Origin of the sequence: Rhizobium sp. BK491 (assembly GCF_014194925.1) — a bacterium.
Lineage (GTDB): Bacteria > Pseudomonadota > Alphaproteobacteria > Rhizobiales > Rhizobiaceae > Rhizobium.
On the sequence record NZ_JACIAR010000005.1, the window covers coordinates 324,228 to 347,588 of the forward strand.

Annotated in this window: 21 protein-coding genes; 16 read left to right on the forward strand and 5 right to left on the reverse strand. The window is 60.7% G+C overall.

The annotated features are described in order from the left end of the window. Positions 1 to 12: 12 nt before the first annotated feature. From FHX05_RS23365 to FHX05_RS23375, 3 genes are all read right to left on the reverse strand, one after another. A complete protein-coding gene (locus tag FHX05_RS23365) occupies positions 13 to 861 on the reverse strand; it encodes a carbohydrate ABC transporter permease (RefSeq protein WP_015341575.1) in 849 nt (282 codons plus the stop codon). Continuing rightward, complete coding sequence (locus FHX05_RS23370; RefSeq protein ID WP_112336232.1) at positions 854 to 1,792, reverse strand: sugar ABC transporter permease; 939 nt, start codon at positions 1,790 to 1,792, stop codon at positions 854 to 856. Before FHX05_RS23370 ends, FHX05_RS23365 begins: the two co-directional genes overlap by 8 nt. 72 nt (positions 1,793 to 1,864) lie before the next feature. Then, positions 1,865 to 3,166, reverse strand: coding sequence for an extracellular solute-binding protein (locus FHX05_RS23375; protein ID WP_183874811.1), 1,302 nt, complete (start codon positions 3,164 to 3,166; stop codon positions 1,865 to 1,867). Between the two features lie 220 nt (positions 3,167 to 3,386). On the opposite strand from FHX05_RS23375, the gene FHX05_RS23380 reads away from it, so the two are divergent. From FHX05_RS23380 to FHX05_RS23435, 12 genes are all read left to right on the forward strand, one after another. After that, positions 3,387 to 4,592, forward strand: coding sequence for an ROK family transcriptional regulator (locus tag FHX05_RS23380; RefSeq protein WP_183874813.1), 1,206 nt, complete (start codon positions 3,387 to 3,389; stop codon positions 4,590 to 4,592). A gap of 40 nt (positions 4,593 to 4,632) precedes the next feature. Continuing rightward, positions 4,633 to 5,733 carry a Gfo/Idh/MocA family oxidoreductase gene (locus FHX05_RS23385; RefSeq protein ID WP_183874815.1) on the forward strand — a complete coding sequence of 367 codons (1,101 nt, stop codon included), beginning with the start codon at positions 4,633 to 4,635 and terminating at the stop codon, positions 5,731 to 5,733. A gap of 24 nt (positions 5,734 to 5,757) precedes the next feature. Beyond that, on the forward strand, positions 5,758 to 6,399 hold the full coding sequence (locus FHX05_RS23390) for a ThuA domain-containing protein (protein ID WP_183874816.1): 642 nt from the start codon (positions 5,758 to 5,760) through the stop codon (positions 6,397 to 6,399). A gap of 278 nt (positions 6,400 to 6,677) precedes the next feature. Next, a complete protein-coding gene (locus FHX05_RS23395) occupies positions 6,678 to 7,709 on the forward strand; it encodes a zinc transporter ZntB (protein ID WP_246699056.1) in 1,032 nt (343 codons plus the stop codon). Positions 7,710 to 8,056: 347 nt separating this feature from the next. Next, entirely contained in the window at positions 8,057 to 8,329 is a 273-nt protein-coding gene (locus FHX05_RS23400) for a hypothetical protein (RefSeq protein ID WP_183712634.1), read from the forward strand. Positions 8,330 to 8,420: 91 nt separating this feature from the next. Then, positions 8,421 to 9,503 (forward strand): ABC transporter ATP-binding protein, encoded by a 1,083-nt coding sequence (locus tag FHX05_RS23405; RefSeq protein ID WP_183874818.1) that lies wholly within the window; start codon positions 8,421 to 8,423, stop codon positions 9,501 to 9,503. 9 nt (positions 9,504 to 9,512) lie between these two features. Next, the gene (locus FHX05_RS23410; RefSeq protein WP_112412962.1) at positions 9,513 to 10,583 is read left to right on the forward strand and encodes an ABC transporter ATP-binding protein; all 1,071 of its coding nucleotides are present in this window, start codon (positions 9,513 to 9,515) and stop codon (positions 10,581 to 10,583) included. A gap of 2 nt (positions 10,584 to 10,585) precedes the next feature. Then, positions 10,586 to 11,458, forward strand: a complete 873-nt coding sequence (locus FHX05_RS23415; RefSeq protein WP_112606698.1) for a sugar ABC transporter permease — start codon at positions 10,586 to 10,588, stop codon at positions 11,456 to 11,458. Between the two features lie 38 nt (positions 11,459 to 11,496). Further along, positions 11,497 to 12,378 (forward strand): carbohydrate ABC transporter permease, encoded by an 882-nt coding sequence (locus FHX05_RS23420; protein ID WP_246699061.1) that lies wholly within the window; start codon positions 11,497 to 11,499, stop codon positions 12,376 to 12,378. Between the two features lie 11 nt (positions 12,379 to 12,389). Continuing rightward, positions 12,390 to 12,677, forward strand: a complete 288-nt coding sequence (locus FHX05_RS23425; RefSeq protein ID WP_183712643.1) for a DUF2160 domain-containing protein — start codon at positions 12,390 to 12,392, stop codon at positions 12,675 to 12,677. Positions 12,678 to 12,803: 126 nt separating this feature from the next. Beyond that, positions 12,804 to 14,534: an ABC transporter substrate-binding protein gene (locus FHX05_RS23430; RefSeq protein WP_183874820.1), complete on the forward strand. Its 1,731-nt coding sequence runs from the start codon at positions 12,804 to 12,806 to the stop codon at positions 14,532 to 14,534. 211 nt (positions 14,535 to 14,745) lie between these two features. Next, complete coding sequence (locus FHX05_RS23435) at positions 14,746 to 15,606, forward strand: HAD family acid phosphatase (RefSeq protein WP_183712646.1); 861 nt, start codon at positions 14,746 to 14,748, stop codon at positions 15,604 to 15,606. Between the two features lie 262 nt (positions 15,607 to 15,868). Here FHX05_RS23435 and FHX05_RS23440 read toward each other — a convergent pair whose 3' ends face one another. Next, positions 15,869 to 17,164: an extracellular solute-binding protein gene (locus FHX05_RS23440; protein WP_183874822.1), complete on the reverse strand. Its 1,296-nt coding sequence runs from the start codon at positions 17,162 to 17,164 to the stop codon at positions 15,869 to 15,871. A gap of 150 nt (positions 17,165 to 17,314) precedes the next feature. Between FHX05_RS23440 and FHX05_RS23445 the strand changes: the two genes are divergently transcribed. The 4 genes from FHX05_RS23445 to FHX05_RS23460 all read left to right on the forward strand — a co-directional run bounded on the left by FHX05_RS23445 (position 17,315) and on the right by FHX05_RS23460 (position 22,061). Continuing rightward, entirely contained in the window at positions 17,315 to 18,337 is a 1,023-nt protein-coding gene (locus tag FHX05_RS23445) for a LacI family DNA-binding transcriptional regulator (protein WP_183874824.1), read from the forward strand. Between the two features lie 40 nt (positions 18,338 to 18,377). Then, positions 18,378 to 20,234, forward strand: coding sequence for a DUF2264 domain-containing protein (locus FHX05_RS23450; protein ID WP_183874826.1), 1,857 nt, complete (start codon positions 18,378 to 18,380; stop codon positions 20,232 to 20,234). Further along, positions 20,231 to 21,256: a hydroxyacid dehydrogenase gene (locus tag FHX05_RS23455; RefSeq protein ID WP_183874828.1), complete on the forward strand. Its 1,026-nt coding sequence runs from the start codon at positions 20,231 to 20,233 to the stop codon at positions 21,254 to 21,256. Before FHX05_RS23450 ends, FHX05_RS23455 begins: the two co-directional genes overlap by 4 nt. Before the next feature lie 217 nt (positions 21,257 to 21,473). Further along, positions 21,474 to 22,061 (forward strand): transglycosylase SLT domain-containing protein, encoded by a 588-nt coding sequence (locus tag FHX05_RS23460; RefSeq protein ID WP_112414045.1) that lies wholly within the window; start codon positions 21,474 to 21,476, stop codon positions 22,059 to 22,061. Positions 22,062 to 22,097: 36 nt separating this feature from the next. Here FHX05_RS23460 and FHX05_RS23465 read toward each other — a convergent pair whose 3' ends face one another. Further along, complete coding sequence (locus FHX05_RS23465; RefSeq protein ID WP_183874830.1) at positions 22,098 to 23,360, reverse strand: Gfo/Idh/MocA family oxidoreductase; 1,263 nt, start codon at positions 23,358 to 23,360, stop codon at positions 22,098 to 22,100. Between the last annotated feature and the right edge of the window lies 1 nt (position 23,361).

A 23,361-nucleotide genomic window follows, 5' to 3' on the forward strand; every position in this document is an offset into this window, starting at 1 on the left:
CTCCAGTAAGCCTCAGGATTTCACCGCGCCGGCGGTGAGGCCGGCGATGATGTGCTTCTGCGCCAGGAAGAAGACGATGACGGTCGGCAGGATGGTCAGCGTGATGAAGGCGAGCACCAGCTCCCATTCCGTGCCGAATTCGCCGCTATAGACCATCATGCCGAGCGGCCAGGGATAGATCGAATCCGAGTTCAGCATGATCAGCGGCAGAATGTAGCTGTTCCAGCTGCCGACGAAGGAGATGATGCTGACGGTCGCGATGATCGGCCGCGAGAGCGGCAGCGAGATATGCCAGAAGAAGCGGATATAGCCGCAGCCATCGACAAAGGCCGCCTGGAACAATTCTTCCGGGAGGTTTCGAAAATAATTCCGGAAGAGCAGGATGCTCATGCCGAGGCCGAAAGCCACCTGCGGCAGCACGACGCCCCAATAGGTATTAAGCAGGCCGAGATCGCGGATTCGGATGAAGAGCGGCAGGATGGCGGTCGCCGCCGGGAACATCAGGCCTATCAGGAAATAGTTCAGCAGGAAGTTCGAGCCGAAGAATTTCACATGGGCGAAGGCGAAGGCAGCCATCGCCGAGACGGACAGCGTCAGGAACACTGTCAGCACGGCGATGATCAAGGAATTCATCATTTGCCGCCAGTAGCGGTCGCCGAAGAGGATGCCAGTGTAGTTCTCGAAATGCCACTCGGCCGGCAGGCCGAAGGGATTGGTGCGGAGATCGCCGAGGGTCTTGAAGCCGCCGAGCGCGGTCGTCAGCAGCGGGATCAGCACGATCGCGGCAATGATGGTCAGCGATACATAGAGATAGATCTTCGTGCCGGTGGTCAGTCGAACGGATGAGGCCAGATCAGTCATTGCGCATAAATATCCGTTTGTAGCCGAAGGCGAGGGTGACGCAGATCACAAACAGCACGACGCCGACGGCGCTGCCGAGGCCGACCTGCATGCGGGTGACGCCGAAATTGTAGAGGAAGGTCACCATCGTCTGGGTCGAGTTGAACGGGCCGCCGCCGGTGAGCGGCATGATCATGTCGAAGAGCTGCAGCGATCCGACGACCGCGAAGAAGACGGAAAGACGCAGCGTCGAGCCGAGCAGCGGCAGCGTCACGTAGCGAAACTTCTGCCAGCCGGTGGCGCCATCGATTTCGGCCGCCTCCAGCACGCTCTTGTCCAGGGATTGCATGCCGGCGATGAACAGCATCATGTGAAAGCCGAAATATTTCCACACGATGACGCCGAGCACGGCGTACATCGCCAGGTCCTTGTCAGCGAGCACATAGGGTGTGGGCGTGCCGAGGAAATGCGCGATCGCGGCAAACAGGCCGTAATCGCCGTCATAGACGAAGCGCCAGATCAGGCCGGCGGCCACTTCGGCCAGCACATAGGGCAGGAAGAAGATTAGCCGGAAGAGCACAACGCCGCGAATGCGATGCGCCAGCATCGTCGCGAGCCAAATGGCAAGCGGCACCTGGACCGCAATCGACACGACGATGATCAAAGCATTGTTCTTCAGCGACGTCAGGAAGGCGCCGTTCTTGAACAGCACCTGGAAATTGCGCAGTCCCACAAACTCGGTCGGCGGACCATAGCCATTCCAGCGATAGAGGCTGTACCAAGCCGCTTCCCCCATCGGCAGGATGACGAAGATGGTGAAAAGCAGAAGAGCGGGCGGCAAGAACAGCAGGATAACGGGCATGCGACCGCGCGCAGCCGGGGATTTTCGCTTCGCAGCCGGTTTCGCTCTCGCGACGGAGGGTATGGCGGTCGTTGCGCTGACATCGGTCATGGGCAGTCTCGACAGTTGCAGTTCAAAGAAGAACCGGCGCCGGCACAAGGGAGAGGCCGGCGCCGGATGGCGCTAGAGCTGGTCCTGCTCGAAAGCGTCCTGGACCTGCTGCGCGCCATCCTTCGGCGAAATCTGGCCGGAGACGATACCGACGGCCACATCGTTGACAACGCGGCCGACCGAGGGGCCGAGATCCTGGTCGAAGAAATTCTGATGCCAGGTCGAATGCGCCAGCTGGTCGGCAGCCTCGTGCATCAACGGACCCTTGACGCCGTCCTCAGCGCCGACGGCGACCGGGATGATCATGCCGGCCTGCGCCATGGCGCGCTCGTTTTCGGCATTGGTGAGATAGGCGAGGAAATCAAGCGCCTCGGGGGGAGCCTTTTTGGTGACGGCCCAGCCGTTCAGGCCACCGAGCGTATCCGTGGCGAGACCTGCCCCGCCGGTCACGGCCGGGAAGGCGAAGCGGCCGATATTGTCAGCCGCCAGTCCCTTGCCGTCGCCGGAATTGGTGCGCTGGTTAGCGACCGTATTTTCGAAGCCGAGGATCATCGCAGCCTTGCCATCGCCGAAGACACCGAGCGCCTGCGGCCAGGTGGTGCCGAGATAGCCGGGCTGGAAGGGTTCGAGCTTGCCGAGCTCGGCAAGCTGCTCGCCGGCCTTGATGATCGCCGGATCGTTGAAACCGTTGCCCTTGCCATTCTTGGCGTCGTTGAAGACCTGCTGACCGCCGTCGCGCATCACCAGATAGCTCCAGTAGAAATGGATCGGCCATTTCTCGCCGCCACCGCCGGCGATCGGCGCAATGCCAGCAGCCTTGATCTTCTTGACCGCGGCCAGATAATCGTCCCAAGTCTTGATGGCGCCGGCATCGACGCCTGCCTTGGCGAACAAGGCCTTGTTATAGAAGAAGGAAACCGTGCCGAGCTTGTAGGGTACGGCGCTGATCTTGTTATCGAAGGTCAGGCCCTTGATGGCTGCCTGATTGTAGCTCTTCAGCCAGGCGCCATCCTTGGCGTTCATCGCCGCGGTCAGGTCCAGCAGCGTGCCCGTCGCCTGCTGCTGCTTGAGCACCCCGCCGCCCCAGCTGAAGAAGAAATCGGGAGCGTCCTTCGATTGTAGGAGCGTCGGCAGCTTCGCCTTGAAGGCTTCATTGGCCAGGAACTGCATCTCGATCTTCGTGCCGGGATGCTTGGCCTCATATTGATCCGCGATCTTGCGCCAGACCGCGACATAGTTCGGATCGGTTTCCAGATGCAGCCATTTGACGACGGTGTCGGCGGCAGCGCCCGTTGCGCCGGCGAGAATCGCCAGTCCGGTCGTAGCGGCAACAGCGGCAATGCGAAGGGGGTTGGCCCCACGTAGATGGATCATGATTTTCTCCTCCCAAGGGAACCAAGAGCCTCACTATTTTTTCCCTTATGCGGAATAATTCAACGGAGCTTTGCTAAAATGTCAACCGCCTTCGTTAAATTTTCGGCAGATTAGCCGCGAAATGGCTTGACATTGGGCAATGGCCATAGGTTATTTAATTCGCATTCCGTTAAAAATACCAGGCCGCAGCCGAGCGGGTCCGTCATTCGGCGTCAATCTCATGAAAACAGCAGACCCCGAGCTTATGCGGGCGATAAACCGCTTCAATGTGCTGGATACGATCCGGCGGGCGGGCTCCATCGCGCGTATCGAAATCAGCGACCGCACCCAGCTTTCGACTACGACAGTCTCGGCGATCACAGCCTCGCTGCTGGATGACGGGCTGATTCTGGCCCGCACGGAAGGCGACTTGCGCGAGGCGGCCAGCCGCGGCCGACCCCGCGTCATGCTGGAGCTCAATCCCGATGCCGCGCGCGTCGTCGGCGCGAAAATTGCCGCCAATCGCATGGTCTTCGTCGTGACGGACTTTTGCGGCGAGGTTCTTTCGACATTGACGCTTGCACTGCGCGTCGACCGGCAGCCGATCGGCGTCATCGCCGATCTCATCGAGGATGGGGTGCGCCGCTGCGTCGTCGATGCCAATCTGGCGCTCGACGAAATCGATTCCGTCTGCCTCGGCCTACCCGGCGTCGTCGAGCACCGCACCGGCCATATCCGCACCAGCCCGATCTTCCGCGAGACGGGCGTCGATTTCGCCAAGGAAATGTCGGAGCGGCTGGGCGTGACCACCATCGTCGAAAGCGATGCGCATGCCATCACGCTCGCGCATCATTGGTTTGGCAAGGCGAGAGACCTCGACGACATGGTGCTGGTGTCGCTGGAGCAGACGCTGGGTCTCGGTGTGCTGCATGGCGGCCAGCTGTTTCGGGGCGCAGGCGGCCTCAGCCACAATCTCGGCGACCTCGTGCTTGGCATAGGCTCACAAGGCACCGTCAGATTGGCGAGCCTTGCCGGCGAAAGCGCCATTCTCGGTGATCAGCCAGGCGGCGGCCGCTTCGCCGAAGCCATCCGCCTCGGCCGTGGAATGGCGCACGCCAAGACGCTGATCGATGCTGAAGACACCTCACTGATCAATGCTGCCATCCGCGCCGGCGAAGCCTGCGGCATGGCGCTCGCCAACATCGTCACGCTGTTTGCGCCGCCGCGCGTCATTCTTGTGGGATCAAGCCTGGCGCTCGGCCAGCCTTTCCTCGACAGCCTGCGGGAGGCCTATTCGCTGGCCATTCCGCCATCGATCAAGGGCGTGACCGAACTCGTTTTCGACCAGTCGACCGACGAGACCTGGGCGCAGGGCGCCGCGGTCGTCGCACTGCGCGAACTCTACGAATCGCCCTGGGGAACAACGGGACCGGCACCGGCTCTCTGATTTCGCGGGACAGCAAAGACAATTCATCTGGAGGAATTTTATGAACAAGGTCGGCATCGGCATCATCGGCTGCGGGAACATTTCCGGCGCCTATCTCACTGCCATGAAATCCTTTCCCATTCTCGACATCAAAGGTGTGGCCGACCTCAATCGCGAGCTCGCGGAGGCAAAGGCTGCCGAATTCGGCCTGAAGGCGGTCGATATCGCCACCCTTCTGGCCGACCCCTCGATCGAGATCATCGTCAACCTGACCATTCCGAAGGCGCATGTCGCCGTCGGTCTGCAGGCGCTGAACGCCGGCAAGCATACCTATTCGGAAAAGCCGCTCGGCATCAATTTCGCCGAGGGCAAGACGCTTGCGGATGCTGCTGAGGCCAAGGGTCTGCGTATCGGCGCTGCCCCCGATACCTTCCTCGGCGGCGGCCACCAGACGGCGCGCGCCATCATCGACGAGGGTGCGATCGGCATCCCGGTCGGCGGCACCGCTACCTTCATGTGCCCCGGTCATGAACGCTGGCATCCGAATCCGGCTTTCTATTACGAAGTCGGCGGCGGCCCGATGCTTGATATGGGACCCTATTACATCACCGATCTCGTCAACCTGCTCGGCCCTGTCTCGCAGGTTGCCGGCTTTGCCGTCACGCCGCGCAAGGAACGCATCATCACCAGCGAACCGCGCAATGGCGAGCACATCCCCGTGCATGTGCCGACACATGTTGCCGGCGTCATGGCCTTTGCCAGCGGCGCGGTCGTCCAGATCGGCATGAGCTTCGATGTCGCCGGCCACAAGCATGTGCCGCTCGAAGTCTATGGCACCGAAGGCACGCTGATCGTGCCCGACCCCAACCGTTTCGGCGGCCCGGTGGAGTTCCTGAAGAAGGGCGGTGAATTTGCCGAGCGCGAGATCACCGCGCCCTATGCGGACGGCAATTACCGCTCGCTCGGCGTCGCAGACATGGCGCACGCCATCCGCTGGAACCGTCCGCACCGCGCCAATGGCAGCCTCGCGCTGCATGTGCTCGAAGTCATGGAAGCCTTCCAGACGGCCTCCGATACGGGTCGCACGGTCACCATCAAGACGCAAACGGAGCGTCCGGCCCCTCTGTCCGAATCCCTGGTGGATGGGCAGATCGGCCGCTAACCAAGTAATTTCAGGAGGATTATCATGCGTGAAGCACTTATCGTCTGGGGCGGCTGGAGCGGCCACGAACCGCACGAATGCGCCCATATCATCCGCGACATGCTGGAAGAGGACGGCTTCAAGGTCTATCTCGAAAACAGCACCGAGGCCTTCGCCGATCCTTCGATCCACGATCTCAGCCTGATCGTGCCGATCGTCACCATGTCGAAGATCGAGAAGGAAGAGGTGAAGAACCTCGCCGATGCCATCGAAAGCGGCGTCGGCATAGCCGGCTATCATGGTGGCGCTGGCGATAGTTTCCGCGAAAGCGTCGAATATCAGTTCATCATCGGTGGCCAGTGGGTCGCCCATCCCGGCAACATCATCGACTATACGGTTAATATCACCCGCCCGGACGATCCGATCATGGAGGGGATCACCGATTTCCCCTACACATCGGAGCAATATTACATGCATGTCGACCCGTCGAACGAGGTGCTGGCAACCACGACCTTTACCGGCGACCATGCCTACTGGATCGACGGCGTCGTCATGCCGGTCGCCTGGAAGCGCAAATACGGCAAGGGCCGCGTCTTCTATTCCTCGCTGGGCCACCAGGCCAAGGAATTCGCGGTGCCGCAGATGAAGACCATCTTCCGCCGCGGCGCCAACTGGGCGGCACGCTAAGGCACCCGCCTTTTTCTGATTTATGAGCAAGGATTACCCCTAACCATAGCTCTCCTCCCGCAAGCGGCAGGCCAATTGCATATGAGGCCCGCCAGAGCCGTAAGCACCTTCTCCTCTCGGGAGAAGGTGGCCCGGCGGGTCGGATGAGGATTTCGACGCACTATCCATCCCCACCTTGCCACTCTGAACCGAACTGGTAGAATATTGCCGGCACGCCACAAGCTCTTGTGCTGCTTGCGCTTTTTTGCTGCCATGGAGGATGGATGGATCAAGGCGCCATGGAAGCAACGAACACCTCGACCGTCAGCTACGGCATCGAACCAGGGTTGCGCTTCGCTTCCCTGCTCGACGGGCATGGCGGCTGCCGGCAGCAGCTCAATATGGATCAGGTCTGCGCCTGGAAGCCGGCCGAGGGCGTCATCTGGCTGCACCTCGAACGCGACCATCCGGCAACCGCCGACTGGATCGCCCACAAGAGCGGTCTCGATCCTTTTGTCATCGAAGCTCTGCTGGAGGAAGAATCCCGCCCGCGCGTCGAGCCGGTGGGCGACGGGCTGCTGATCATCCTGCGCGGCGTCTGCGCGACCTCGCCTGACGGCGCGACGCAGAAACCCGCGGATATAGACCTGGTGCCCCTGCATCTTTGGATCGACGCGAACCGCATCATATCGCTGCGCGACAGCGGCCACTATATCACGGCACTACGCGATATCCGCCTGTCGTTGGAGAAGAAGAAGGGGCCGCAGCGCTCCGGCGACCTGCTCGCCCTGATCGGCGACAAGCTGGTGCGCGATCTCGAACCGGTGCTCGACGCCATGGACGAAGAGGTGGACGAGCTCGACGAGCTCATCTTTCACGGCGAAGCCGGCCAGGTGCGCGAACGGCTGAAGCTGCTGCGCCGGCGCGCCGTGCAGCTTCGCCGCTACCTCGCCCCGCAGCGCGACGCGCTGAACCGTATCGAGCATGACGATGCGCCCTGGCTTGCCGAACGCGATAAGCTGCGCATGCGCGAGGTCATCGACAAGCTGATGCGTTACATCGAATATCTCGACGCCATCCGAGACCGCACCAGCATCCTGCATGACGACCTCTCGACCGTCATCAGCGAGCGCATCGCCCGCAACTCCAACCGCCTCGCCGCCCTTGCCGCCCTGCTCCTGCCGCCGAGCGTGGTGGCCGGGCTCTTCGGCATGAATGTCGGCGGCATTCCCGGCGTCAATGACACCTGGGCTTTCATCATCATCGTCGCCTTCGTCACGATTACCTCGATTGCGACGCTCTGGGTGCTCAAACGTATCAACTGGCTTTAAGTCCGGTAATTTCGGCCACGCGCGGCGTAAAGACGACCCTTTCGAATGGTGGAAACGCCTCTCCCGCCGGCAATTTGCCTGACCGTCATGCGGATAAGGCGGCGAAAAGGGCCCGAAACCATCGGTTTATTTTTCGCGATCGACGCAAGGGTTTCGGGCATTTCCAATCCCGATCAATCGCTTACCGATTTTACCTCCGTTCGCGGGAATATCGTCCTCAGACCCGGCTTTCAGCGGGCAATCGGGATTCGCCGAATTTTCGTTTGACATTCCTTTAGCTTCATTTATCGTCATTATAGTTTCGGTTTTAGCTTGAGGAGTAGAAACCGAAACAGGGGGAGATATCATTGTCCAAAGCTCAAAACGACAGGATAGACGGCATCGATTGCGCCGCAGGCCGCAATCCTGTCAAGCAGGCTTGCCGTGTCCTTACAGGACGAATCGGGCCTTCCGTTTCGCATGGTGCGAAGCCTATCGACGATGATCGCCTGCGGCGTGAATCGCTCGCATACGGCTCGCGGCAATTCGCGTCTGTGCGGCTATTTAATTCTTATCAATTTGTTGAAAACGCATGGCATTCTGCCCCTATGCCGATCTTGGCCGAAGGCATCGCTCCGTGATGCTGCCGATCGCTATTCAGTGGCAAAAAACAGGCCTTGCGGCCAGCAGTCCGTCGCGGCTCCGGCATGCGACGTGTAGAAGGAGCCTATCGTGCTTGAACTCAGAAACGTGTCGAAGTCGGTCAGTGGCGAAACGCATATCGCGGAAACGAACCTGAAGCTGCAGCGCGGCACGCTGAATGTGCTGCTCGGACCGACGCTTTCGGGCAAGACCTCGCTGATGCGGCTGATGGCCGGTCTCGACAAGCCGACCACGGGCACAATCCACGTCGATGGGAAGGATGTCACCGGCCTGCCGGTGCAGCGGCGCAACGTTGCCATGGTCTACCAGCAATTCATCAACTATCCCGCGATGACCGTCTACGACAATATCGCCTCGCCGATGCGGCTGAGCGGCAAGAGCGCGGCGTCCATCGACAAGGAAGTAAAAAAGGCAGCCGATCTTTTGCGGCTTGGTCCCTTCCTTGATCGCCTCCCCTTGAGCCTTTCCGGCGGCCAGCAACAGCGTACGGCCCTTGCCCGCGCCATCGTCAAGAATGCTGGCCTCGTGCTGCTCGACGAGCCGCTCGCCAATCTCGACTACAAGCTGCGCGAGGAACTGCGCGCCGAATTACCGAAGATCTTCGCTGAATCCGGCGCGATTTTCGTCTATGCGACCACCGAACCTTCCGAAGCGCTGCTTCTGGCAGGTAACACCGCGACCCTGGCAGAAGGCCGCATCACGCAATTCGGATCGACGATCGATGTCTTCCGCAATCCTCATGACTTGATTACCGCGACCACTTTTGCCGATCCACCGCTGAACACGATGACGCTCGACAAGCGCGGTCGGGAATTCGTACTCGACAGCAACATCCGCCTGCCTGTACCGAGGGGTTTAGAAGACCGGCCGGATGGCCGCTACACGATCGCCTTCCAGCCGCATCATCTGGCGCTTGCGCCGCAGACACCGGAGGCGGTCGCTGCCCCGGCACGGGTGATGGTGACCGAGATCACTGGCTCGGAGAGCTTCATCCATATCGATTTTGCCGGTCAGCGCTGGGTGATGCTGACCCAGGGCGTGCAAGATATCGATGTCGACGATGCGATCGACGTCTATATCGACCCGCGCCACATCATGGTCTTCGACACCGATGGCGCCGCCGTCACTCCCGCCCTGCAACAAGCCGCCTGAGGAGGGACTATGGCCCGCATCGATCTCGACCACATCCGGCACGCCTATAACGACCACCCGAAATCCGACGCCGACTATGCACTGAAGGAAGTCAATCACAGCTGGGAAGACGGCAGCGCCTACGCTCTGCTGGGCCCCTCGGGCTGCGGCAAGACCACGCTTCTCAACATCGTTTCCGGTCTGGTGCAGGCTTCCGAAGGCCGCATCCTCTTCGACGGCAAGGACGTGACCCGGCTGTCGACCCAGGAGCGCAACATAGCGCAGGTCTTCCAGTTCCCGGTCGTTTACGACACAATGACCGTCTACGACAATCTCGCCTTCCCACTGCGCAACCGGCATGTTCCGGAGGCTGAAGTGAAGCGCAAGGTCGATGAGATCATCGAGATGATTGGTCTTTCCGACAGCGCCCACCGCAAGGCGCGGGGTCTGACCGCCGACGCCAAGCAGAAGATCTCGCTCGGCCGCGGTCTCGTGCGCTCCGACGTCAACGCCATCCTGTTCGACGAACCGTTGACCGTCATCGACCCGCACATGAAATGGGTGCTGCGTTCGCAGCTGAAGCAGCTGCACCGCCGCTTTGGCTTCACCATGGTCTATGTCACCCACGACCAGACGGAAGCGCTGACCTTCGCCGACAAGGTCGTGGTCATGTACAATGGCGAAGTGGTGCAGATCGGCACGCCGAACGACCTTTTCGAGCGTCCGCGCCACACCTTCGTCGGCTATTTCATCGGCTCGCCCGGCATGAATGTCATGCCCGTCGAAATCGAAGGCAGCAGCGCGCGCATCGGCAACCGCACGATCACACTGCCCGGCGCGCCTAAAGAGAAGCGGTTCGGCCGTTCCGAGCTCGGCATCCGCCCCGAATTCGTCCGCATCGGCCGCGACGGCATGCCCGCCACCGTCACCAAGGTCGAGGATCTCGGCCGCCGCAAGGTGGTCCGCGCCAAGCTCGACGGCCAGGATATCGTCGCCGTCATCGGCGAGGACCAGACGGTGCCGGCCGAGCCGCATATCGCCTTCGATCCGGCCGGCATCAATATTTACGCCGACTCCTGGCGCGTCGAGATGGGAGCCTGACGATGGACAAGACCTGGAACAACAAAGCCTGGTTCATGCTCATTCCGGTTCTGCTGCTGGTCGGCTTTTCCGCCGTCATCCCGCTGATGACGGTGGTGAACTATTCGGTGCAGGACACGTTCGGCAACAACGTCTTCTTCTGGGCGGGCACGCAATGGTTTGAAGAGATCCTCCATTCCGGGCGTTTCTGGGATTCGATGATCCGCAACCTGATCTTCTCCTTCGTCATCCTGGCGATCGAGGTGCCGCTCGGCATCTTCATCGCGCTTAACATGCCGAAGAAGGGCATCGGCGTTCCCGTCTGCCTCGTGCTGATGGCCTTGCCGCTGCTGATCCCCTGGAACGTCGTCGGCACGATCTGGCAGGTCTTCGGCCGCAGCGATATTGGCTTGATGGGCTATGTGCTGGTCAATCTCGGTATCGACTACAACTATGTCTCCGATCCGGCAGACGCCTGGGCGACGATCGTCATCATGGACGTCTGGCATTGGACGAGCCTCGTCGTGCTGCTCTGCTATGCCGGCCTCGCCTCCATTCCCGACGCCTTCTACCAGGCCGCCAAGATCGACGGCGCCTCGCGCTGGTCCGTCTTCCGCTACATCCAACTGCCGAAGATGAACCGCGTCCTGCTGATCGCCGTGCTGCTGCGCTTCATGGATAGTTTCATGATCTATACCGAACCCTTCGTCGTGACAGGCGGCGGGCCCGGCAACTCCACGACCTTCCTGTCGATCGATCTCGTGAAGGTGGCGCTCGGCCAGTTCGACCTCGGCCCGGCAGCAGCCATGTCGCTGATCTACTTCCTGATCGTGCTGCTGCTGTCTTGGGTCTTCTACACCGTCATGACCAATTACGATGCGGGAGAAAGCCGATGAGCGGCAAACCCTTCTCCACCACGGCCGATGACGCCGCGATGCACAAGATGGCAGCGTCGGATGCCGCCGCAAATACCGTCACCGCGACGGGCGCGCAGGTTGTCCGCCGTCCCGGCGAAAAAGGCCGGTGGTCCTGGCTTGTGCCGACGCTCTACATCGTCTTCCTGCTGCTGCCGATCTATTGGCTCGTCAATATGAGCTTCAAGACCAATGAGGAAATCATTGGCGGCCTGACCCTCTATCCGCACCAGCCGACGCTGCGCAATTATGCGATCATCTTCACGGATCCGTCCTGGTACAAGGGCTATATCAACTCCATCACCTATGTCGTCATGAACATGGTGATCTCGGTTGCCTGCGCCCTTCCCGCCGCTTACGCCTTCTCGCGCTACCGCTTCCTCGGCGACAAGCACGTCTTCTTCTGGCTGCTGACGAACCGAATGGCGCCGCCGGCGGTCTTTGCGCTCCCCTTCTTCCAACTCTATTCGGCCTTCGGCCTGATCGATACCCATATCGCCGTGGCGCTGGCGCATTGCCTGTTCAACGTGCCGCTGGCCGTCTGGATTCTCGAAGGCTTCATGTCCGGCGTGCCGAAGGAAATCGACGAAACCGCTTATATCGACGGCTATTCATTCCCGCGCTTCTTCATCAAGATCTTCATCCCCCTGATCGCAAGCGGCATCGGCGTCGCCGCCTTCTTCTGCTTCATGTTCTCCTGGGTGGAACTGCTGATCGCCCGCACCCTGACGACAACCGACGCCAAGCCGATCGCCGCTATCATGACGCGCACGGTCTCCGCCGCCGGCATGGATTGGGGTCTGCTTGCCGCCGCCGGCGTGCTGACGCTGATCCCCGGCGCGCTCGTCATCTATTTCGTCCGCAACTACATCGCCAAGGGCTTCGCGCTCGGCCGCGTCTAAAGGAAACCGCCATGAACACAGACTTTTCCTGGATGGCCTGGACCCTGCCGACGGCGCTGTTCTTCGCGACGATCCTGCTGCTTTTGATCGGCATGGCGGTATGGGAATATTTTTCGCCCGGCGGCAATCCGCGCCTCGGCATTCTGCGCTTCGAAACGACGCGCGGCGACCGGCTGTTCATTTCGCTGCTCGGCGCCGCCTTCATCCATCTCGCCTGGCTGGGCCTGGGAGGCCCCAGCCTATGGTGGGCTCTTGCTCTTTCCGTCCTCTACGCCGTCGGTGTCTTCCGTCTGGTCTGACGCGGAAATTCAACCCGTTACCGCTCCGTTGCCCATCCGGTCATACGAAGCAGTAAGGCAAATCGATACAGATGGCCGGAAATCCGGCTGGCTGACAATGCACTCGCAACCTGTAGGGAGGAATATATGCGACGGCATCTCTTGACGACAACGGCAGTTGCCTTGCTGGCCCTGGCCGGCACAGCCAACGCCGGCATGAACGAAGCCAAGACATTCCTAGACAAGGAGATCGGCGATCTCTCGACGCTCTCGCGCGCCGACCAGGAAAAGGAAATGCAATGGTTCATCGATGCGGCCAAGCCTTTCCAGGGCATGGAAATCAAGGTCGTGTCCGAAACACTGACGACCCACCAGTATGAATCGCAGGTTCTCGCGCCGGCCTTCACCGCCATAACAGGCATCAAGGTCACCCACGACGTCATCCAGGAAGGCGACGTTGTCGAGAAGATCCAGACGCAGATGCAGACCGGCCAGAACCTCTATGACGGCTGGGTCAACGATTCCGACCTGATCGGCACGCATTGGCGCTACAAGCAGGTGCGCAACCTGACGGACTGGATGGCTGGCGAGGGCAAGGATGTTACCAATCCGGGCCTCGATATCGCCGATTTCATCGGCACCAGCTTTACGACTGCTCCGGACAAGAAGCTTTATCAGCTTCCCGACCAGCAGTTCGCCAACCTCTACTGGTTCCGTTACGACTGGTTCAACGACCCGAAGAACAAGGCCGATTTCAAGGCCAAGTACGGCTACGAGCTCGGCGTGCCGGTCAACTGGTCGGCCTATGAGGATATCGCCCAGTTCTTCACCGGTCGCGATGTCGATGGCAAGAAGGTCTTCGGCCATATGGACTATGGCAAGAAGGACCCGTCGCTCGGCTGGCGCTTCACCGATGCCTGGCTTTCCATGGCCGGCAACGGCGACAAGGGCCTGCCGAACGGCCTGCCGGTCGATGAATGGGGCATCAAGGTCGATGCCAACTCCCGTCCTGTCGGCTCCTGCGTCGCGCGTGGTGGCGACACCAACGGACCGGCCGCCGTCTATTCGATCCAGAAATATCTCGATTGGTTGAAGGCCTATGCTCCGGCGGAAGCACAGGGCATGACCTTCTCGGAATCCGGCCCGGTTCCGTCGCAGGGCAATATCGCCCAGCAGATCTTCTGGTACACGGCCTTCACCGCCGATATGGTCAAGCCCGGCCTGCCGGTCATGAATTCGGATGGCACGCCGAAGTGGCGCATGGCACCGTCTCCGCATGGCGTCTATTGGAAGGACGGCATGAAGCTCGGCTACCAGGATGTCGGTTCCTGGACGCTGATGAAATCCACTCCTGTCGATCGCGCCAAGGCCGCATGGCTCTATGCGCAGTTCGTCACCTCGAAGACGGTGGACGTGAAGAAGAGCCATGTCGGCCTCACCTTCATCCGCGAATCCACCATCCGCGACAAGAGCTTCACCAAGCGTGCGCCGGAACTCGGCGGCCTGATCGAGTTCTATCGCTCGCCGGCCCGCGTGCAATGGTCGCCGACCGGCACCAACGTTCCTGACTATCCGAAGCTCGCGCAGCTCTGGTGGCAGGCGATCGGTGATGCCGCATCGGGTGCCAAGGATGCTCAAGGAGCTATGGATGCGCTCTGCGCCGATCAGGAAAAGGTGATGCAGCGCATCGAACGCGCAGGCGTTCAGGGCGATATCGGCCCGAAGCTCGCCGAGGAGCACGATCTTGCCTACTGGAACGCCGATGCCGTCAAGAACGGTCATCTCGCTCCGCAGCTGAAGGTCGCCAACGAAAAGGAAAAGCCGGTCACCGTCAACTATGACGAGCTGGTCAAGAGTTGGGCCGACGCGAAGAAATAAGTCGGGTACATGACGCGAAATGGGTGCCGGGGCTCGAAAGAGCTCCGGCATTTTTCGTCGGGACGAAAGTTTCGCAAAAATAATGCTGCGATGACTGTCACAGACTTGACACATTTCCCGCGAGCACGAACTATCCTTATCCGGATCATGATGTCGACGCACATCAGAACCCATTGATATATTTCATGGATTTCTGCATAAGGAGAACAGCGTGAGAAACGGATATTTTGGGCGCAGGACGCTCATCACCGCCATTGGCCTTGTTGCCGCCCTGCCGGCTCTCAGTGCCGATCTGCCGGCACCATCGCCAGACGACAATCTCAATGCCGTTCTTTGGGACCAGACATCGGTCGAGGCGCAGGCCAACGCGCTTGGTGCCTATGCGCTCGGCCGTATCAGGCTCGACGAAGCGCTGACCGACAAGAACTGGACCGCAGCTCCGGTCGAGCAAACAGGCAATTTCCAGGACTTTCCACCCGCCATCATCCTCGATGTCGATGACACCATTCTTAACACCTCGCCCTATCAGGCGCGTAACATCACAGCAGGCACCAGCTTCAAGCCGGATACCTGGACGCAATATGTGAATGCTCAGCAGGACAAGCCTATTCCCGGCGCGGTGGAATTTACCCAATACGCGGCTTCGAAGGGCGTGAAGGTCTTCTACGTCACCAACCGCACCGCCGATGAGGAAGGTCCGACCGTTGAAGAAATGAAACGCTTCGGTTTTCCAATGGGCGACAATGTCGACACGTTCCTGAGCGCCAAAGAGCAGCCGGACTGGGGTTCGGCCAAGGGCACGCGCCGCGCCTTCATCGCCAAGAACTATCGCATTCTCCTGATGTTCGGCGACAATTTCGGCGACTTTACCGACGAGTACAAGGGGACCGTCGAGGAGCGCCAGAAAGTCTTCGAAGCCAACAAGGCGCATTTCGGCCACGACTGGATCGCCATCGCCAATCCGACCTACGGCTCGTTCGAGAGTGCGCCCTACAAGGGCGATTACAAGCTGCCGCCGGAAGAACAGCGCCGGATGAAGCAGGATGTACTGAAGCCCTGGGATGGGAAGTGACCTTCGTCGATAGAAACCTGTCAGGTGAATTCGTGGCTGTGGCAACTCTGTGCCTGGCCCCTCACCCCGCCATGCGGGGAGAGGGAGCAACCATGTCCGAACGCTGCTTCAATTCAAGCGGAAAGGCCAATTGTCTTGCTCTGTCGTCCGCTCTCCCCGCCATGCGGGGAGAGGGTTAGGGTGAGGGGCCGCGGACGGTACGGACCGGGCTGACCCTGACAGATTGAACCGGCCTGACCGTCCCCCCATAGCCAGCCACCAATCAACCCTTCCGCTTCAATTTCGTGGCACCTTCCTCCACCAGCCGCTTCGCCGCCTCGGCGACCGTGATCTTGCCGAAGGCGAGTTGGTCGGCGACGGGGCGGGCGACGTTCACGTCGAATTCCTGGGAGCCGAGCGGCGCCGGCACGGGATAGGTGCCCACCTGATCCTTCAACAGCTCGATATAGTGCACCGTCTGCTGTTCCACCGGATTGAGCGTTGGCAGGATGGCGGCCCGAACGGCAGGCGACATCGGCACGCCGCGCTCGACACCGAGGATCTTGCCGGCATCGAGATCATTGACGAAGAAATTGATGAATTTTGCCGCCGCTTCGCCATTCTTGCTGGTGGCACCGACGCTCCAGATCAGCGCCGGACGATAATAATGGCCGGACGGGCCATCCTTCTTCTCGCGCGGCAGCATGGTGACGGCGAGCTTGCTCTTGACGACAAGTTGGTAACCGACGAGCTGATTGGAATAGGCCATGCCGATCGCAGATTTGCCGAGCGCCAGGCAGTTGCTTTCGATGACGTTCTGGTCGAGCGTCTGCACATCGGCTGAGACCGTGCCGCCGCGTTTGCGCAGCTCTTCCCAGTAGTTGTACCATTCCTTGGCGTCGTCGACGCCGAAGCCGAGTCCACCCTCTTCGGTGAAGAGGCTTTTGCCGCGCTGGCGCAGCCAGACATCGAGCACGTAATTGTAGCGAGCACCATAAGGACCGCCCCAATATCCACGCTTACCGGCAGCCTTGGTCATTTCCACCGCGAGATCGGCATATTCGGCCCATGTCGTCGTCGGACCGGGCGGCGTCAGGCCGGTCTTCTTGAACATGTCCTCGTCATAGAACATTGCGAAAGAATTCAGTCCGAGACCAACGCCATAAAGCTTGTTGTCGACCGTGGTCAGCTTCAACACGTCCTTGCCGAAGCTGTCGATCTTCAGCGTCGAGGGCACAAACTGGTCGAGCGGCATGCAGGCGCCGCGTTTCGAATAATCCGAGATCGTGCTCGGCTCGAGCTGGAAGACATCGGCAATGTTCTGGCTGGCCATTCCCGTGGCGAGCTTGGCCCAGTAGCCGTCGCCGCTGATGCTCTCGCCGATGACGGACAAATCAGGATTCTTGCTGTGAAACAGTTCGGCAACCGCGACGGTACGCTTGCCGCGATCGGGCGAGCCCCACCACATCGCCCGGAGCTGCGTCGCATCGGCAAAGGCGGGCATTGCGCCTCCCCCGAAGGCAATGCCGGCCGCGGTCCCAGTGGCTCCGATCATGAAAGAACGACGATTCATGCGCATGAGATTCCTCCTTCTCTTGCGTTGCCATCCGCGGCGATCTCCCCGACGCCTTCAGCGGACAAGTAGCGTGACGATATGCAACTTCATTGCACCGTGCAATAAAAAATCTTTCTATTGCAAATTTGCATAATTTTGCATAGCGTTTGCGACATGAACGATAATCGCTCCAAACGCATCAGGCAGGCCGACATCGCCGCTGCCGCCGGCGTCTCCGTCTCGACGGTGTCGCGGGTCCTCACCAATGAACCCGGCATCAGCGAGACGATCCGCCAGCACATCTTCAAGGTGGCGAGTGATCTCGGCTATCCGCTGAAGACCGCAGCCGAGACGGCAGCCGGCGGCCTGGCATTGATCGCCAGTGACAGCGTCACCGGCGGTTTGAGCGTCTTCTATGAAGGCATTCTGGAGGGCCTTCGGGCAGGCGCTGCCGAGCGCGGCATGCGCTTCGATATCCGCCTCATCCGCGAGGCAAGGACGGAACCGGAACTGGTGAGGGAATATCTGCAGACTGCCGGTGCCGAGGGCCTCTTTCTCGTCGGCATCGACCCGTCGGAAGAGCTCTGCCGGTGGCTCGAAGCCAGCGGTACGCCGACCGTGCTCGTCAACGGCACCGATCCGAAGCTGCGCTTCGACGGCGTTTCGCCCTCGAATTTCTTCGGCGCCTACAACGCCACCCGACGCCTGCTCGATGCCGGCCACCGCCGCATTCTGCACCTGACCGGCTCGCATCGGCAGACGATCCGCGAGCGCATCCGCGGCTTCGAGGCGGCGATCGCTTCGGTGGAAGGCGCTGAAGGCCGCATCGTGCTGATGAATTTCAGGGGTAGCTCCAGCCAGGAAGCCCACGACAAGACCGCCGAGATCCTTGCGGCAGACAAAGGCTATACCGCCGCCTTCTGCATGAACGATTTCATCGCTGTCGGCGTGCTCGACGCCGTCATTGAAGCAGGCCTGCGGGTGCCAGAGGATTTCGCTATCGTCGGCTTCGACGACCTTCCCTGCGCCCTGATGACCAATCCTCGGCTGGCAACCATGCGCGTCGACCGCGCAGCTCTCGGTCGCGAAGCGATCGGCCTGATGATCGCACGCTTCCGCGACCGCGATGCGCCGGCCCGCCACATCTGTCACGGCGTCCAGCCGATCGCCGGCGGCACGTTGCCACCCGAAACCTGAAATTCAATCCACCGCGGAAACGATCGAGAAAGCCGAACCGATGATCTATGACCCCGCCAGCTCCAATCCGCTTGCCGGCAACCCGCTGAAGACCCTCCCGGACATGCGCCGCGCGCTCACCGATCTGTTCGATCCGCTGCTACCCTACTTTTCCAAGGGCAATGCCCGCGTCCGCATCGATGGCGCAGGCGCCCATTTCGACCGCGCCGCCGCCGATCTCGAGGGTTTCGCCCGCCCGCTCTGGGGCCTCGCGCCGCTCGGGGCCGGCGGCGGCGATTTCCGCCATTGGGACCGTTATGCCGAGGGCCTCGCCAATGGCGTCGATCCGCAACATCCGGAATATTGGGGCACGGTCAACGGCCGCGACCAGCGCATGGTCGAGTTGGCCGCTCTCGGCTTCGCGCTTGCGCTCGTACCCGAAAAGATCTGGGAGCCGCTCGATCAGCGCGCGCGTGACAATCTGATCAGCTATCTCAAGCACGCCCGCACCTTCGATTATGCCGACAACAACTGGAAATTCTTCCGCATCTTCGTGGATATCGCGCTCGACCGGCTCGGCGCCACCTTCGATCGCAGCCTGACCGAAACCTATCTGAACGAGCTGGACGGCTTTTACATCGCTGACGGCTGGTATCGCGACGGCAATGTCCGCCGCATCGATCACTACATTCCCTTCGCCATGCACTTTTACGGGCTGATTTATTCCAAGCTGGTGGATGACGATCGCGCCGAGCGCTACCGCGAGCGTGCAGCGCTCTTCGCCAGGGATTTTCGTCATTGGTTCGCGCCCGATGGGGCCACCATCCCCTTCGGCCGCAGCCTGACCTATCGCTTCGCCTGCGCCGGCTTCTGGTCAGCACTCGCCTTTGCCGATGTCGAGGCGCTGCCATGGGGTGAAATCAAGGGCCTGTGCCTCCGGCACCTGCGCTGGTGGGCCGACAAGCCGATCGCCCATCGCGACGGCACCCTGCCGATCGGCTTTGCCTATCCCAATCTGCTGATGTCGGAGAACTATAACTCCGCCGGCTCGCCCTATTGGGCCTTCAAGGCCTTCCTGCCACTGGCGCTGCCTGAAACGCATCCATTCTGGACCGCCGAAGAAAAGCCGCCGGAAAATGAGCCGGCTATCATCCCGCAAAAGCATCCCGGCATGGTCCTGCTGTGCAGTAGGGATGATGTCGTGGCACTCTCCTCCGGCCAGGAAAACCAGCAGATGCGCTTCGGCGCCGAGAAATACTCGAAATTTGCCTATTCCGCACGCTACGGCTTCAGCGTCGAAAGCGACGAACGCATCTTTACCGGCGGCGCCTTCGACAGCATGCTCGCCTTCAGCGATGACGGTCTGCACTACCGCGTGCGCGAAACCAATGAAGAGGCCAAGCTTGCGGGCGATACGCTCTATGCCAAATGGTCCCCCTATCCGGATGTGACGGTGGAGACCTGGCTAATGCCGGCCTCGCCCTGGCACATCCGCCTGCACAGGATCAACACGCCGCGACCGCTGCAGACGGCCGAAGGCGGCTTTGCCATCGCACGGCGGGATTTCGAGGCCGACACGCTCTCCTCGACGATCGGTGCCGCCTATGCCATCGGCGAAGAGGATTTCAGCGGCATTCTCGACCTCGGCTCGACGATCGCACGCGAAGGCATCGCGCAGAAGGCGCCGCCGAATACCAATCTTATCGCCTCGAAAACCTTGGTGCCGCAGTTGCGCGGCTCGATTCCGATGGGCGAAACCATTCTCGTCTCCGCCGTGCTTGCGGCGAAAGACCCAACTGCCATCGATCACGCCTGGAGCAGGCCGCCCGCAAAGCCCGATATTGATGCGCTGTATGCCCTCATCAAGAACAAGGGCATCACGGTCAGCGCCATCAAGGCACCGGGTCGCCTGCCATGAGGCAATCCCTCTCCAGTCACCCGGCCATCGCCTTTGCCATGCAGCCGTCGCGCACGCAGCATGTTCTGCCGGAAGCACTCATCCGGCGTCTCGATACCATCGGCCGCGTGCTCGATACCGCACCGATGCAAAGCTTCGACGATGAGCATGCAGCCAAACTGCTCGCGGAAACCGAAATCCTGATCACCGGCTGGGGTTCGCCGACGATCGATGTTGCCGCACTGGCGCAAGCGCCGCATCTGAAGCTGGTGGTCCACGCTGCCGGCACAGTGAAAGGCCTGCTCGGCGAAAGCCTCTTCGATCGCGGCATTCTCGTCAGCCACGCCGCCCAGGCCAATGCCCTGCCGGTCGCCGAATTCACGCTGGCCGCCATCATCTTCGCCGGCAAGAAGGTTTTCCGCTTTCGCGATTTCTACCTCGCCGATCGCAACCGCAATCGCACGATACCGATGCACGCCGACGCCATCGGCAATTATGGACGCACCATCGGCATCATCGGCGCCTCGCGGATCGGCCGGCGGGTGATCGAGCTGCTTGCTCCCTTCGACTACCGTATTCTGCTCTATGACCCGATGGTCGATGCGGCCGAAGCGGCACGTCTCGGCGTCGAAAAGGCCGAGCTGGACGTGCTTATGGAATCGGCCGACATCGTCTCGCTACACGCGCCCTCGCTGCCCGCCACACGCCATATGATCGATGCCAACCGCCTGTCGCTGATGAAGGATGGAGCGACGTTCATCAATACGGCACGTGGCGCGCTGGTCGACGAAGCCGCCCTGATCGCTGTGCTGAAGACCGGGCGGATCGATGCAATTATCGACGTCACCGATCCGGAAATTCCGGAGGCCGGATCGGCCTTCTACGGCCTGCCGAATGTGTTCCTGACGCCTCATATAGCCGGTGCCGTCGGCCTGGAACGGACCCGCCTCGGTGAGATGGCGGTGGACGAAGCCATCCGCTTCATCGAGGGCAAGCCATTGCTCTATGAAGTCCGCCGCGAGGACATGACGCGCATGGCATGATGCGACGCAGCAAAACCATGAAAACACCCTGAAATCGCCCCATTTCGACACAGGCAAACAACCCGTTTTTAATCATTCCGCGCTAGCAATCTCATAAGCGTGGGTCCGCCAAAAGCTCGGTCTCGAACTTTTGGAAAGGATCATGCGCCGGCAGGTTGTTGCTACGTATCTCGTGCCACTGAAAGACGCACGGCGCAGCAATGAAGAGGTTCTAGTAATGCGTACCCGCGTCCTTTCCATTCTGGCCGTAATGCTGCTCGCCGTGCTGGCAGGCTGTGCCACCGCACCGTCGCGCACCCGCAATATCTGCGCTATCTTCGATCAACGCGACGGCTGGTTCAACAACTGGCAGCGAGCTGCCGAACGCACGGAACGCAAATACGGCGTGCCGGTGCCGATCCTGATGGCGACGATCTATACCGAATCCGGCTTCCGGCCTCGCGCCCGTCCGCCGCGGCGCTATTTGCTCGGCTTCATTCCCTGGAAGCGCCCGACGACGGCTTACGGCTACTCGCAAGCGCTCGACGGCACCTGGGATAAATACAAGCGCGAAACCGGCAACTGGACGGCGAGCCGCACCAATTTCGCCGACGCAATCGACTTTGTCGGCTGGTATCACTACCAGACGCATCTGCAGACCGGCATCGCCCTGAACAATTCCTACGATCTCTACCTCGCTTATTACTCAGGTCCCAAGGGCTACCTGCAGGGATCGTGGCGCGGCAATTCGACAGCCCTCGCCGGAGCCAGGCGCTTCAACGGCATGACGAGACTTTACGCGCAGCAGCTCCCTAGCTGCAGCTGATCGCAGCGTGGTTTCCGTCAACTGTAAGCCGCAACCCTAAGGCCGCGGCTCCAGCAGATTGAGACCGCCATCCTCGCCCCAGATATCGGCAACCGATACCTGCTGGCCTGTGCGACTGCTCTGCAGCGCGGCAATGCCACAGAGGACCGACATCGCTCCTGCCCGCGAGCCAGCGCGCTGCTTGAGCTCGTCGTTCGGACCGGAGCGTAGGAGCATGTTACGCAGCCGGTCGTCGCCGCCATAGTGCCCGCCGGATGAATGCGGCACCCATATCCGCTCGACATCGCCGAAATTCTTCATCACGACGATCTCGTCCGCCGGCGGTGTCGTCCAGTTCTGCTTCTCATATTGCCGGAGCTCGATACGCCCCTTGTGACCGTTGAAGGCAATGTGATGCCCTTCGATCGGCATATAGGTATTCAGGGAATAAGAGACGTTGATGCCGTTGCGATAGCGGATGGAGGCAACCATCGTATCGGGGATGTCGATATCCTCGCGGAAGACGCAGGCATCGCGCGCATAGCCATCGACGGTCGACGGATCCTCATAGAGGCTTTCGAGCAGCGGCGTCTCGCTGATGTCGAGATAATAGTCGCACTCGTCCTTGTACCGACAGCTTCGACAGCGCTCGCCGCGGAACGGACCCTTGCGGCCGTAATGCTTGAGATCGGCAAAGGCGGCGACCGTTTCCGGATCGGAATCCAGATACCAGTTCAAAAGGTCGAAATGATGCGTCGCCTTATGAACGAAGAGGCTGCCGGAATTTTCGACGTAAGCATGCCAGCGGCGGAAGTAATCGGCACCATGGCTGGTGTCGAGATACCAATGGAAGTCGACAGAAGCGACATCGCCGATGACGCCCGAAGTGATCAGCTCCTTGATCTTCGCCGCCGTGGGTGCGAAACGGTAGTTGAAGGAGATATCCAGCCGTTTGCCGGTGCGCGCCTCGGCATTGAGGATGCGCTTGATCTTGTCGACGGTGGTCGTCATCGGCTTCTCGCTGATGACATCGGCGCCGGCTTCCATCGCCTTGACGATGAGATCGTCATGGGTGGAATCGCGGGTGCAGACGATAACGAGATCCGGCTTTTCCACCCGCAGCAATTCGTCGAAGTCGGTATAGATGGGCACCGATGCGCCGATATACTCCAACGCCCGCTTTGCGCGCATGGCGTTGAGATCGCAGACCGCCACGAGCTCGACCTCATTGCTCCAGCGCTCCACAAGATCCTTGCCCCACATGGTCGCACCACGGTTTCCCGTGCCGACCAGAGCGTAACGTTTCCTCGATGACTGCATC